The sequence below is a fragment of the Mesorhizobium sp. CA5 genome (assembly GCF_020165105.1).
In the GTDB taxonomy this organism is placed as follows: Bacteria; Pseudomonadota; Alphaproteobacteria; order Rhizobiales; family Rhizobiaceae; genus Mesorhizobium.
Map to the genome: position 1 here is coordinate 104,804 of NZ_JAIUHJ010000014.1, position 13,490 is coordinate 118,293.

General features: G+C 65.0%; 11 protein-coding genes. 7 read left to right on the forward strand and 4 right to left on the reverse strand.

The window, feature by feature from the left end; genetic code table 11:
• Positions 1 to 26: 26 nt before the first annotated feature.
• Both LB529_RS19130 and LB529_RS19135 read left to right on the forward strand, forming a co-directional pair.
• Positions 27 to 458, forward strand: coding sequence for a hypothetical protein (locus tag LB529_RS19130; RefSeq protein ID WP_224711977.1), 432 nt, complete (start codon positions 27 to 29; stop codon positions 456 to 458).
• A gap of 127 nt (positions 459 to 585) precedes the next feature.
• Positions 586 to 1,245, forward strand: a complete 660-nt coding sequence (locus LB529_RS19135; RefSeq protein ID WP_095766186.1) for a response regulator transcription factor — start codon at positions 586 to 588, stop codon at positions 1,243 to 1,245.
• 96 nt (positions 1,246 to 1,341) lie between these two features.
• On the opposite strand, the gene LB529_RS19140 is transcribed toward LB529_RS19135, so the two are convergent.
• Positions 1,342 to 2,601 carry an MDR family MFS transporter gene (locus tag LB529_RS19140; protein WP_224711978.1) on the reverse strand — a complete coding sequence of 420 codons (1,260 nt, stop codon included), beginning with the start codon at positions 2,599 to 2,601 and terminating at the stop codon, positions 1,342 to 1,344.
• Between the two features lie 105 nt (positions 2,602 to 2,706).
• Positions 2,707 to 3,363: an O-methyltransferase gene (locus tag LB529_RS19145; protein ID WP_224711979.1), complete on the reverse strand. Its 657-nt coding sequence runs from the start codon at positions 3,361 to 3,363 to the stop codon at positions 2,707 to 2,709.
• A gap of 84 nt (positions 3,364 to 3,447) precedes the next feature.
• Between LB529_RS19145 and LB529_RS19150 the strand changes: the two genes are divergently transcribed.
• Positions 3,448 to 4,083, forward strand: coding sequence for a TetR family transcriptional regulator (locus LB529_RS19150; protein ID WP_224711980.1), 636 nt, complete (start codon positions 3,448 to 3,450; stop codon positions 4,081 to 4,083).
• Between the two features lie 16 nt (positions 4,084 to 4,099).
• On the opposite strand, the gene LB529_RS19155 is transcribed toward LB529_RS19150, so the two are convergent.
• Entirely contained in the window at positions 4,100 to 7,585 is a 3,486-nt protein-coding gene (locus LB529_RS19155; RefSeq protein WP_224711981.1) for a PAS-domain containing protein, read from the reverse strand.
• Between the two features lie 237 nt (positions 7,586 to 7,822).
• Here LB529_RS19155 and mscL point away from each other — a divergent pair, with 237 nt between their 5' ends.
• Both mscL and LB529_RS19165 read left to right on the forward strand, forming a co-directional pair.
• Positions 7,823 to 8,245 (forward strand): large conductance mechanosensitive channel protein MscL, encoded by a 423-nt coding sequence (gene mscL / locus LB529_RS19160; RefSeq protein ID WP_095766185.1) that lies wholly within the window; start codon positions 7,823 to 7,825, stop codon positions 8,243 to 8,245.
• A 111-nt stretch (positions 8,246 to 8,356) separates the two neighbouring features.
• Positions 8,357 to 9,523 (forward strand): pyridoxal phosphate-dependent aminotransferase, encoded by a 1,167-nt coding sequence (locus LB529_RS19165; protein WP_224711982.1) that lies wholly within the window; start codon positions 8,357 to 8,359, stop codon positions 9,521 to 9,523.
• An 11-nt stretch (positions 9,524 to 9,534) separates the two neighbouring features.
• Here the strand turns inward: LB529_RS19165 and hemA are convergent, their stop codons facing one another.
• Positions 9,535 to 10,812, reverse strand: coding sequence for a 5-aminolevulinate synthase (gene hemA, locus LB529_RS19170; protein WP_224711983.1), 1,278 nt, complete (start codon positions 10,810 to 10,812; stop codon positions 9,535 to 9,537).
• Between the two features lie 278 nt (positions 10,813 to 11,090).
• Between hemA and galE the strand changes: the two genes are divergently transcribed.
• Both galE and LB529_RS19180 read left to right on the forward strand, forming a co-directional pair.
• Positions 11,091 to 12,086, forward strand: a complete 996-nt coding sequence (gene galE, locus LB529_RS19175) for a UDP-glucose 4-epimerase GalE (RefSeq protein WP_224711984.1) — start codon at positions 11,091 to 11,093, stop codon at positions 12,084 to 12,086.
• A 103-nt stretch (positions 12,087 to 12,189) separates the two neighbouring features.
• The gene (locus tag LB529_RS19180; protein ID WP_224711985.1) at positions 12,190 to 13,446 is read left to right on the forward strand and encodes a D-amino acid dehydrogenase; all 1,257 of its coding nucleotides are present in this window, start codon (positions 12,190 to 12,192) and stop codon (positions 13,444 to 13,446) included.
• Positions 13,447 to 13,490: the final 44 nt, after the last annotated feature.

Below are 13,490 nucleotides of genomic sequence, written 5' to 3' on the forward strand. Positions count from 1 at the left end.
CCTTCACTGGCTCATGGAGGAACAACATGCGTCTGCAGCACATCGTGATCCCCGCGGCGCTTTGCTCGCTGGTTGCCGCGTCCGCCTATTCCGAGGAAACCGATCACTACCGTTTGGAGAAGTCGGCCAACGGCTATGTCCGCATGGACACAAGGACCGGCGCCATGTCTGTCTGCGAGGAGCGCTCGGGCCAGCTCGTCTGCAAGATGGCCGCCGACGAGCGGGCCGCCTACCAGGACGAGATCGACCGGCTGGACAATTCGCTCAAGGCGCTCGACGCGCGCGTCGCCAAGCTCGAGAATTCGCTCTCGGCCCGGCTGGAATCGCAACTGCCGAGCGAAGAGGATTTCAACAAGACGATGGGCTACATGGAGCGCTTCTTCCGGACCTTCAAGGACATCGTCAAGGACCTGGACAAGGAAGACGGCGACGGCAAGCTGAACCAGCAGAAGACCTGATTGCAAAGCCGCCTTGGGGAAAACCCCGCGCGCGGCCTTTGTCGCTTGAAAACGCGCCGCGTCGCCGCATAATCATTCCGGTCCCCGCAAGAAGCACACAATGATGATGGGATCGGGGGAGGAATATTTGCCGTCGGGCCACACTTTCGTCATTGCCGACGACCATCCGCTTTTTCGCGGCGCGCTGAAGGAGGCGCTTGCCGGCATCGGCGACGTTGCCGCCATCCACGAGGCTGGCGATTTCGAAAGCGCCAAGGCGCTGGTGCTTGCCAATGAAGATATCGATATGGTGCTGCTCGACCTGTCGATGCCGGGCGCCAGCGGCCTCTCCGGCCTGATCTCGCTGCGCGGCATCCATCCGGCGGTGCCGCTGGTGGTGGTATCGGCGCATGACGATCCCGTCACCATCCGCCGCGCGCTCGATCTCGGCGCTTCCGGCTTCATCTCCAAATCGGCCAGCATGGACGAGATCCGCGGCGCCGTGCAGGCGGTGCTTGCCGGCGACATTGCCGCGCCGGCCGGCATTGAGCTCGGCGTCGAGCGCGACCCGGAAATCTCCGACCTGATCAAGCGCCTGCAGGCGCTGACGCCGCAGCAGACGCGGGTGCTCGGCATGCTGGCGGAGGGCCTGCTCAACAAGCAGATCGCCTATGAGCTCGGCGTCTCCGAGGCCACCATCAAGGCGCATGTCTCGGCCATCCTGCAGAAGCTCGGCGTCGACAGCCGCACCCAGGCGGTCATCCAGCTGTCGAAGATCGGCGGCGACCCGCTGCAGCCGGTCGGCTGATCGCAGGCACCTCAGGCGAAGCTTTCACCCTAACTGAACCCGACCAGCGCGGATCGATCATGCGGTCGCTTCGCGTCGGGTCGATGGCTGCGCCCCTCAGCGATAGTTTTCGACGGCCGAGCCCAACTGCGACGCGGCATCATCCTCGGTCGGGCCTGAAGGATTTCGCGCCCGCCCGATCGCGGCGCCGAGGCCCAGCGAAGCGATCGCCACCAGTGGAATGCCGGCGATCCAGGGCAGGCGCGGCGCGAGCGCATAGAGCGCCGTGCCGATCGACGGTCCGAGCGAGTCCTTGAGGTCGACCGCCACAGACGAGGCGGCCATATAGGAAGCGCGTCGCGGCGATGGTGCGAGCGCGTTGACGGCGGTCGGCACGAGCGGCCCGACCAGCATCTGTCCCACCGAGCAGAAGCTGACTGCGACGACCAGCGAAAGTATCGCCGGCGAGGTCGCCAGCAGGGCAAAGGCGGCGATGGTCGAGATGCCGGCGCCTGCTGCCAGCCAAAGCGCCGATCGCGTCTCGGCAAAGCGGCTGACCAGCATCTGCAAACCGACCGTCAGGGCGGCCGCATGGGCAAACAGCGCGCCGACACCGGACGGGGTGAGCGTGTCGGCATCCTGCGCATAGAGCGGGATGACCGCTTCGATCCAGTTGCCGGAAATCTCGAACAGCACGACCCAGGCGAGCAGCTTTGCCAGGCGGCCGTCGTGGAAGGCCGGCAGCAGCGCCGACAGGCCTTCCTCTTCCTCCGTTTCCCCATGGTCGGCTGCGGCATGGCCGCGCGTCTCGGCGAATGCGGCAAGCATGACGATGCCGCCGAAGAGCAGCATACCGCCGCCGGCCAGGAACACGCTGCCAAGCGAAACGAGCGCCAGCAGGGCGCCGCAGGCCGGGCCGAGGATCTGTCCGGCGCTCGAGCTGACGCGCGCCATGCCGAACCAGCGCGGATGCGCCGACGGTTCCGTCACATCGGCGATAGCTGTGAGGATGGTCGGGTGTAGCACCGACTCGCATATGCCGGTCAAAAGCAGCACGGCCGCGGTGGCGGCGACGCCGTGGACGAAGAACAGCGCGACGAAGCCGCAACCGACGCCGAGCGAGGACAGGATCAGCACCGGGCGCCGGCCGATCCGGTCGGCGATGCCGCCGATCAGCGGCGCGGCGATCAATTCGCCGCCGGCATAGCAGGCAAACAAAAGCCCGATCGCGCCGATCGGAATGTTCGCCTCGCCGCTCGCCCAGAGCGGAAAGAAGGGCACCAGCGCGCCGTCGGCGAAACCGGCGCAGAAGAACAGGAACAGGCCGAGCAGAGCCGGGCGCGGCAGCCCGCGCCAGGACGATGGGAGGAAGGTCATGGATGTCACCTACGCGTCAAAGGCCCGAAGGCCGGGATTGCGCGTTGGTTGACGTAAACGCCTACGGCTGCCTCAGAAGCAGCATGGGGTAGTTTCGAGCAGGCCTTAGCCGAGCCGCATCGACAGCTCCACGTCGTCGCCGAACGGCGTCGACATATAGCCGCCGGCCGGCGCGCGCACCCGCTCCAGATAGTCGGGCGAGAAGTCGGCGTTGTCGGCGATGACCAGTGCGCCGGGCCTGAGCCGGCTCTCGACCAGGCTCAGTATCTCCGGATAGAGCGCCTTGGCGCCGTCGAGCAGCAGGAGGTCTATCCGGTCAGGCAGGTCGGTGCTGAGCGTTTCCAGCGCATCGCCCTCGCGGATCTCCACCAGGTCGATGAGGCCGCCTTCGGTCAGATTGGCCTTGGCCCGCGTTACCTTCGACGGCTCGAATTCCGTCGTGATCAGCCGACCGCCGTCATTGTCGCGCAGCGCCGCGGCAAGATAGAGCGTCGAGATGCCGAACGATGTGCCGAATTCGACGATGATGCGCGCGCCGGTGCTGCGCGCCAGCATGTAGAGCAGCGTGCCGGTCTCCGGCGAGACCGCAAGCCACAGGTTCTTCAGGCTGCCGTAGAACTGGCGATACTCGGTCTTGCTGTGGAGCAGGCGCGTCCGTTCCTCGCGCGAGTACCGTGCGATCGCCGGGCTGGTCGCCGCGTCGGCTTCCTTGAACAGGCGGGCGAGCAGCGGTGCCAAAGGGGTTGCGGTCAGGGTGGTCATGGCTGTCTCCGGCGGGGTTCTTGTGTTGCTTCGAAAAATACGAATAATCCTTCAGGTTTCCAATTCGCATTTCGGCGCGCGACCATGATCCAACGCTCAAGCCCTTCAATTTCCACCCGAAAACAGCCCAAACAGGCGCGCGCCACGGAGCTGGTCGCGGCGATTTTAGAGGCGGCTGCTCAGGTTTTGGCTGCTGAAGGCGCGCAGCGTTTCACCACCACGCGCGTTGCCGAAAGGGCGGGCGTCAGCGTCGGTTCGCTCTACCAGTATTTCCCGAACAAGGCGGCCCTGCTGTTCAGGTTGCAGAGTGACGAATGGCGCCAGACGACAGAGCTTTTGTGCAGCATTCTCGAAAATACCGGGCTATCACCGCTCGAGCGGACAAGAACGCTGGTCCACGCCTTCATCCGCTCCGAATGCGAGGAGGCGGCGATGCGCGGCGCGCTGAACGACGCCGCGCCGCTCTATCGGGATGCGCCGGAGGCTGAGGAGGCGAGGGCGGCGGCGAGCCGGACCGTCGAGACCTTCATGCGCGAGACGCTTCCTGACGCGCCGGACCGCGGCCGCGCCCTGGCCGGCGACCTGATCATCAAGACGCTGAGCGCCGTGGGGGCGGATTTCTCGGAAAAGGAGCGAACGGCCGATGAGATCGAAGCCTATTCTGATGCGCTGGCCGACATGTTCTGCGCCTATCTCCGAAGCCTCGGGCATCGCGGCTGATAGCAGTGCTTTGTCTCTATTCGGCGGCCGGCGCCAGCGGCCTGACGCGCGCCATCATCGAGCGCAGCACGGCCGGCTTCAGCGGCTTGTTGATCACCGGAATGTCGAGCCGGCCGGCAGCCGCGCGCACCTCGCTGGAGCGGTCGGCGGTGACCAGCACGCAGGGCAGGTCCTGCCCGTAGGCGGCGCGCAGCGTGGCGACCGCATCGAGCCCGGTGCCGCCGTCGAGATGATAGTCTGCCAGCACGAGGTCCGGCTTCGGCGCGCCGGGCTTCAGGAGATCGCCTGATCCCGAAGCCGTCTCGACACGGCATCCCCAGCCTTCGAGCAGCAGCCGCATGCCGTCGAGGATGCGCGCGTCATTGTCGATGCACAGCACATTGAGCCCGGCAAGCGTCGAGGCGGAGCGGGCCGGCGCCTTGCCGGCCTCGCGCGGCGGCGCGGCGACCGCCGCGACCGGCAGAATCACGGAAAAGCGCGTGCCCTTGCCGGGGTTGGAGTAGATGCGGATTTCGAGCCTCAGCACCCTGGCAATGCGGTCGACGATGGAGAGCCCCAGGCCAAGGCCTTCGGCCTCGCGCGCGCCCTCGTCGAGGCGCGTGAACTCGTGGAAGACTGTGCTGAGCTTGTCGCCGGCAATGCCGATGCCGGTGTCGATCACCTGGATCTCGGCCAGCTCGCCGCGTCGCCGCACCCCAACCAGAATGCGCCCCTGGCGCGTGTATTTGATGGCGTTGGAAACGAGATTCTGGATTAGCCGGCGCAACAGGTTCCGGTCGGTCATGACGCCGAGCGAGGATGGGATGATCTTCAGATCGAGCTTCTTTTCGGCGGCAAGCGGGCGAAAATCGTTGCCGATCTGACCGAGCAGTCCGCCGAGGTTGAAAGCGGTATTGTCCGGCTTCATCGCGCCGGCATCGAGCCGCGAGATGTCGAGCACCGCGCCGAGGATGGTCTCGACCGATTCCAGCGAGGATTCGATGTTCATCGCGGCCTTGCCGGCCGGTCCCTTGCCCGCCTTCTCGATCAGCGACGAGCAATAGAGGCGGGCGGCGTTGAGCGGCTGCAGGATGTCATGGCCGGCGGCGGCGAGGAAGCGCGTCTTGCCGAGGTTTGCCTCCTCGGCCAGCATCTGCGCCTGCGCCAGTTCCTCGTTGACGCGGGTGAGCTCGACGGTGCGGGTCTTGACCCGTTGCTCCAGCGATTCATTGGCCCGCTTCAGCGCCAGGTCCTGCTCGACGCGGCCGGAGATGTCGGCATAGGTGGCGACGATGCCGCCGTCGGGCATCGGGTTGGAGCGCAGCTCCAGGATGCGGCCGCTGGTCTTGAGCTCCATCTGCCACGGGCCAGCGAAACTGGTCAGCCGGTTGAGCATCGTCACGCGCTGGTCGGCGGGAATATCGCCGCGCTCGGCGAGATGATGGAGGATCCGGTCGAGCGAGACGCCGACCTGGCCCATCTCGTCCGGCAGGTCGAACAGCAGCCGGTATTGCCGGTTCCAGCAGATCAGTCGGAAATCGCGATCGAAGACAGTGATGCCTTGCTCCATCTGGTCGAGCGCGATCTGCAAAAGGTCGCGATTGTGCTGCAGCGCCTCGGTGGCGTCGTCGAGCAGCTTGAAGGCATCCTTGGAGTCGCGATCGTTGCGGCGAAAGAGCAGCGACAGGATCAGCCGCGCCGAGGACGAGCCGACGGCGCTCGCCAGCAATTGCTCAGAGAAGCGGATGACATCCATGCTGGCCTGTTCGGTGCCGTGCAGGGAGACTTTCGCGTCCCTCTCGAAGGATTGGAACGAGCGCTCCGTGCGCTCGACGCCGAGATAGCGTGAAATCGTATCCTTCAGGTCGTTGACGGTGACGGCGGTGCGGAAGCGGCGCAGGCTGGGCATCGGGCCTGCCTCGCGCGGCACGAAGATCGCCGCCTGGATGCGCTCCAGCGGCACGGATGCGCGGGAGAGGGAGCCGAGGACGAAAAACAGCGCATTGACCGAGAGGCTCCACAGCACGCCATGATTCAGCGGCTCGCCGACGGTGCCGAACAGCGCCTGCGGCCTCAGCGCCTCGAAGCCGAACAGCCCGTGGACGACGATATCGGTAGAGGGGGCGACGAGTGAAGGCAGGAGCAGCGTGTAACCCCAGACGGCGATGCCGGCGACCATGCCGAGGGCTGCGCCCCGGCCGTTGGCGCGGCGCCAGATCAGCCCGCCGATCAGGGCCGGAGCGAATTGGGCAATCGCGGCAAACGACATTAGGCCGATCGAGGACAGCCGCGCGCTATTGGTGCTCTCGCGATAATAGAGGAAGGCGATGAACAGCATGATGAAGATCGAGGCGCGGCGCACGTTGAGGATCAGCGTCGACCAGTCCTCGTTCTCCGAAGAACTCGTCTTGAGCACGCGGCGCACGAACAGCGGAATGACGAGATCATTGGAGATCATGATCGAAAGCGCGACGCTCTCGACGATCACCATCGCGGTCGCCGCCGACAGTCCACCGACGAAGGCGGCCATGGCCAGCACGTCATGGCCGCTGAACAGCGGCAGCGACAGCACATAAAGGTCGCTGCTGGTCTTGCCGCCGACCAGCGACAGGCCGGCAAAGGCGATCGGCAGCACGAAGAGGTTGATGGCCACGAGGTAGAGCGGGAACACCCAGGTCGCCGTGCGCAGCTCCGCCTCGCTGCGGTTCTCGACGATGGTGACGTAGAACTGCCGCGGCAGCATCAGCACGGCAAACCCGCTCAAGCCGGTCAGCACCAGCCAGGTTGCCAGGGAGGTGCTGTAGCTCATCGCCTGGCGCACCTGGCTGTTTCCGGCAAGCCTGGCGAACATGTCGCCGGGCCCGCCGAAGATCAGGAACATCACCATCAGGCCGATGGCGAGAAAGGCGGCGAGCTTGACCACGGTCTCGACCGCCACCGCCAGAACCAGTCCGTCCTGATGTTCCGTGGCATCGGCATGGCGGGTGCCGAACAGCACCGCGAACAGCGCCAAAAGCATCGCCACCACCAGCGAGATATCGCTGACGAACGGATCGAAAGAGGGGGGCGAGCCCGTATAGTGCTCGACCATCAGGCTGACGGAACCCGAGATCGCCTTGAGCTGCAGCGCAATGTAGGGCACCGCGCCGATGGTCGCGATCAGCGTCGCGATCGCCGCGACGGTGAAGCTCTTGCCGTAGCGGGCTCCGAGGAAGTCCGCGATCGAGGTGATCTTCTCGCTTTTTGCCAGCCGGATCATGCGGTTGAGCAGCGGGAAGCCGAATACGAAGACCAGCACTGGACCGGTATAGATGCCGAGGAATTCGAGGCCGCGCTCGGAGGAAAGGCCGACCGAGCCGAAGAAAGTCCAGGAAGTGCAGTAGATGGCGAGGCTGAGCGCGTAGATGAAAGGCCGCGCCCGGCCGAGCCCGGCTGCCACCGAGCGCCGGTCGCCGACGCTGGCGATGGCGAAAAGCAGCGTCACATAGGCGATCGCGATGATGACGACGAACCAGCCTTGCACGGTCCGCACTTCCTCCCTGGCCGGTTTCCTCATCCGGTCGTTAAGACGCAACCACAGCTTGGAGCCCAAGTCCATCGCGGCTTTTGGCGCATATGCGGCTGACGAGGCAGGTAAGCACAAACCGGTGTCTTCGCCCTTTTTTCCGGTTTTTCAACCGGGGGTTTTTGTTATTGTGGCTTCGGATCGGTGCCGGAGAGCCGGGGCGGCTGCACGGCCGGTCATGGCAAGGAGGGCCGAATGCTGAAAGAATTCCAGGAATTCATTTCCAAGGGCAATGTGATGGACTTAGCCGTCGGCGTCATCATCGGCGCCGCCTTCGGCAAGATCGTCGACTCGCTCGTCAACGACATCATCATGCCGATCATCGGCGCGATTTTCGGCGGGCTGGACTTCAACAACTACTTCTTCGGGTTGTCATCGAACGTCCATTCGGCCACGCTGGCCGATGCCAAGAAAGAAGGCGCCGTCTTCGCCTATGGCAGCTTCATCACGGTCGTGCTGAATTTCCTGATTCTTGCCTTCATCATCTTCCTGATGGTCAAGGCGGTGAACAATCTGCGCAGGCGGCTGGAGCGCGAGAAGCCGGCTGCTGCCGCGGCACCGCCGCCCGCCGACGTACAGCTTCTGACTGAGATCCGCGACCTGCTGGCGAAAAGGTAACTCCTCAACGGGCGCCCTGGACCAAAACCCCGGCCGCTTGCGGCCGGGGTTTTCTGTTTGCGGCTGTCGTAAAAGAGGCTAGCAGTCGCGAAAAAACGGACGGATTCTTGCATGACCCTGATCGAGACCTTGCGCGCCGAAGCCCGCGCGGCGCCCGAAAGCGGCATCGTCGCTGTCGTCAATCATGGCCGCCTGCGCGAAGGGCTGATCCCGCTCTGGGCCGGTGAGGGCGATCTGCCGACGCCTTCCTTCATCAGCGATGCCGCCGCCAAAGGGCTGGCCGATGGCGAGACGTTCTACACTTGGCAGAAGGGCATTCCCGCGCTCAGGCAGGCGCTCGCCCGCTACTACGCCAGGCACTTCGGCAAGGCCTTCGCAGAGGAGGAGTTCATCGTCACCGGATCCGGCATGCACGCCATCCAACTGGCCATCGACGCGATCGCCGGCAGCGGCGACGAGGTGATCTACCTCTCGCCGGCTTGGCCGAATTTCGCAGCGGCCGCCGGCGTGGCGGGCGCCGTTCCGGTGCCGGTCACCCTCGACCAGTCCGACAATGGCTGGTCCTGCGATGTCGAAAAGATCGCCTCCGCGATCACGCCGCGCACGAAGCTGTTGTTCATCAACACGCCGTCCAACCCGACCGGCTGGACCGCCGACAGGCAGACGCTGCAGGCAATCCTCGATCTCGCGCGCCAAAAGGGCCTGTGGATCATTGCCGACGAGATCTATTCGCTGTTCCACTACGGCCATGGCCGCGCGCCGTCCTTCCTCGACGTCGCCACGGCCGACGACCGTATCCTGTTCGTTAACAGTTTCTCCAAGAACTGGGCGATGACGGGTTGGCGTGTCGGCTGGATCAAGACCCATCCAGCCTTGCAGCAGGTGTTCGAAAACCTGATCCAGTACTCGACCTCGGGCGTCGCCCAGTTCATGCAGCGCGGCGCGGTCGCTGCCCTCGACGAGGGCGACGGCTTCATCACCGAACAAGTGGAGCGTGCACGCGCCGCTCGCGATCTCGTCTGCGACATACTCGGCGCGACCGGCAAGGCGCGTTTCACCGTGCCGCAGGGAGCGTTCTATCTGTTCTTCAGGGTCGACGGCATCACCGATTCCCGAACCGCCGCCTTCGACATCGTCGACAACGCCAATGTCGGCCTGGCGCCTGGCACCGCCTTCGGCCCCGGCGGCGAAGCCTTCCTCAGACTATGCTTCCACCGCCGCCTCGATCAGCTCGAGGAAGCGGCGCATCGCCTGGCGAGGTGGATAAAGACGGTGTGAGAAAGGCGGCTTCAGCCGCCTGACTTCGGCACCAGCAGCGGAATGATCCGGTCGCTCTTGGCGACGGCGGGACGGCCGGAGCTGGCATAGGGAATGCCCAGCGCATCCCAGGTCTCGACCAGCGCATCCTGCAATTGGGCGATCAGCGCGTCCGAATGGAATGGCGTCGGCGTGATGCGCAGCCGCTCGGTGCCGCGCGGCACCGTCGGATAATTGATCGGCTGGATGTAGATGCCGTGCACGCCAAGCAGCCGGTCGCTGGCCATCTTGCAAAGCTCGGGGTCGCCGACCTGCACCGGCACGATATGCGTGGCTGAGTCCATCACCGGCAGCCCGGCCGCGGCAAGCACCTGCTTGGTGCGCGCCGCCTGGCGCTGCTGCGCGTCGCGCTCGGTCTGCGAGCGCTTGAGATGCCGGATCGAGGTGGTGGCGGCCGCGGCGATCGCCGGCGGCAGCGCGGTGGTGAAGATGAAGCCCGGCGCATAGGAACGCACCGCATCGATGACGGCGCTGGTGCCGGCGATGTAGCCGCCCAGCGTGCCGAAGGCCTTGGCCAGCGTGCCCTCGATGATATCGATGCGCTCGGCCAGGCCTTCGCGTTCGGTGATGCCGCCGCCGCGCGGCCCGTACATGCCTACGGCATGGACCTCGTCGATATAGGTCATGGCGTTGTAGCGCTCGGCGAGCTCGACAATCTGCCTAATCGGCGCGATGTCGCCGTCCATCGAATAGACGCTTTCGAAGACGATCAGCTTGGCGCGCTCGCGCCCCGCGGCCTGCAAGAGGCTCTCTAGATGCGCCACGTCATTGTGGCGGAAGATCTTCTTCTCCGCGCCCGAGCGCCGCACGCCTTCGATCATCGAGGCATGGTTGAGCTCGTCCGAGATGATCAGGCAGTTGGGCAGAAGCCTGGCGATGGTCGAGATCGAGGCCTCGTTGGAGACGAAGCCGGAGGTGAAGACCAGCGCTGCCTCCTTGTCATGCAGGTCGGCGAGCTCCTGCTCGAGCTCGACCAGCGGGTTGGAGGTGCCGGAAATGTTGCGGGTGCCGCCGGCGCCCGAGCCCATCTTGGCGGCCGCGTTCTGGAAGGCGGCAATCACGTCCTCGTTCTGGCCCATGCCGAGATAGTCGTTGGAGCACCATACGGTGATTTCCTGGGCGCGGCCGTTGGAACGCCAGATGGCGCGCGGGAACTTGCCCACGATGCGCTCCAGGTCGGCGAAAACGCGGTAGCGACGCTCGGCGTGGAGCTGGTCGATCGCATCCTCGAAGAACCGCTGATAGTTCATGTCGACTTCCCAATTTTGCGCCGGATCATAATCACTGCCCCATGCCGCGTCCACCGCGCCCAACCGGTCAAAATGCCACGCCCGTGCCCTGTTCCTAACGATGCCGGATCGTGGCCTATTCCCTGCTGTTTGAAGCAACTTGGTTTCAGTACGATGCCTCGGGCGCGACGAACTGTTACGGACTTAACACATAGGGAGGCTAGTGGGCTTGCGGCGGGTTTTCCAGCGCGGTGGCTGTTGAGACAGTTTCCGACAAATCTTGATCAGCGAGGTAGATGATGACGGTTTTGGTGACAGGCGGTGCCGGTTATATCGGCAGCCACATGGTCTGGGAACTGCTGGACGCCGGCGAGAGCGTCGTGGTGCTCGACCGGCTTTCCACCGGTTTCGAATGGGCGGTCGCCCCGGAAGCAAGGCTCACCGTCGGCGATGTCGCCGATCGTGATCTGGTCGGCCGGATCATCCGCGACAACAAGGTCGACGCCATCATCCACTTCGCCGGCTCGATCGTGGTGCCGGAATCGGTCGCCGACCCGCTTGGCTATTACGAAAACAACACCTGCAAGACCCGCACGCTGATCGAAACGGCGGTGCGCGAGGGCGTGCCGCATTTCATCTTCTCCTCCACCGCCGCCGTCTATGGCGGCGCCGGGCTGGAGCCGGTGCGTGAGGATGCCCGCCTTGCGCCGGAATCGCCTTACGGCCTTTCCAAGCTGATGAGCGAATGGATGCTGCGCGATGCAGCGTTGGCGCACGACATCCGCTATACGGCGCTGCGTTATTTCAATGTCGCCGGCGCCGATCCAAAGGGCCGGACCGGACAATCGACGCCCGGCGCCACGCATCTCATCAAGGTCGCCTGCGAGACCGCGCTCGGCAAGCGGCCCTTCATGCAGGTCTTCGGCACCGATTATGCGACGCCGGACGGCACCTGCATGCGCGACTACATCCATGTCAGCGATCTCGCCGCCGCGCACCGGTTGGCGCTGCAGCGGCTGCGTGATGGCGGCGGCAGTCTCGTCGCCAATTGCGGCTACAGCCACGGCTATTCGGTGCTCGAGGTGATCGACAGCGTGCGCCGCGCCTTCGGCCATGACTTCGATGTGCGCATGGGGGACCGCCGGCCGGGCGACGCCCCCGCCGTGGTCGCCAATTCCGAGCTTGCCCGCAAGGAATTCGGCTGGACGCCGCAGCGCGACGATCTCGACCTGATCGTCAACGACGCGCTGGCCTGGGAACGGATCCTGACGACCAAGAACTCCGTTCGAAACTGATCTGTTGGGCCAAGGGCTCGTCCGGCGCGTTTGGACGCGGTATTGAGCCTCATGCAGCGGCGGCGCGCGGGCCCGCCGCTGCGATGATGCTTGAGGGAACGGCATGAAGGTCTTGGTTCTCGGCGCCGGCGTGGTTGGCACGGCGGCCGCCTATTATCTGGCAAGGGACGGTCACGAGGTGACGGTGATCGAGCGCCATGAAGCGGTGGCGCGCGGCACTAGCCAGTCGAATGCCGGCCTGGTCTCGCCGGGCGACGCCACAGCCTGGGCTTCGCCCGCGGCGCTGAAGACCTTCCTGCGCGCGCTCTGGAACCACGATCTCGGCATCAAGGTCAGGCTGCGCCTCGATCCCTATTTCTATGCCTGGAGCCTGCGCTTCCTGCGCGAATGCACGGTGACCCGGCTGCGCGCCAACACCGACGTCAAGTTGAGGCTCGCGCTCCATTCTCGCGAGTGCATCAATCAATTGTCGGAGGAAACCGGCATCCATTATGACGAGCGCAAGAAGGGCATTCTCTACTTCTTTCGCTCGCAAAAAAGCCTGGACACCGGCACCGACAATTACCGCTATCTGGGCGAGCACGGCCTGCCGATCGAGATCGTCGACCGCGAGCGTCTGGTCGAGCTGGAGCCTGGTCTTGCCGGCGTGAAGGAAAAGATCGCCGGCGGCATCTATTCGCCGATCGACCAGACCGGCGATTCCAAGCAGTTCACCGACCGGCTCGCCGCCTATGCAGCCGAGAGGCTCGGCGTGAAGTTCCTGTTCGGCACGACGGTTGAGGGCTTTGACATTGAGGGAGATCGGGTGCGCGCGGTGATGACCTCGGCAGGACCGGTCACCGGCGATGCTGTCGTCATTTCCATGGGACCGGAAAGCGGCCTGCTCGGCCGCCGCTACGGTATCGACCTGCCGGTCTATCCGGTGAAGGGTTACACCGCGACCATCCCGCTCGAGGACGAGAGCAAGGGGCCGACCATGGGCGGCGCCGACGAGGACCGGCTGATCGGCTATTCCAGGCTCGGCAATCGCCTGCGCATGTCTTCGACGGCCGAATTCACCGGCTTCGACCGTAGCTTCAAGCCGGGCGATTTCCGGACCATCCTGGAAACCGGCAAGGATCTTTTTCCCGGCGCCTTCGACGAGAAGAAGGCCCTGCTCTGGGCCGGCCTGCGGCCGATGATGCCGAATTCGGTGCCGGTCATCGGCCAGGCGAAATACCGCAATCTCTATCTCGACACCGGCCACGGCCATGTCGGCTGGACCATGGCCTGCGGCTCGGGGCAGTTCCTAGCCGATGTCGTCGCCGGCAGAAAGCCGCAGATCGATCCGCGGGGACTGCTTTACGGGACGGCGCGCTGAAGGCTTTTAATTGCCGAGGTCGGCGCTGCCCCTCATCCGCCTGC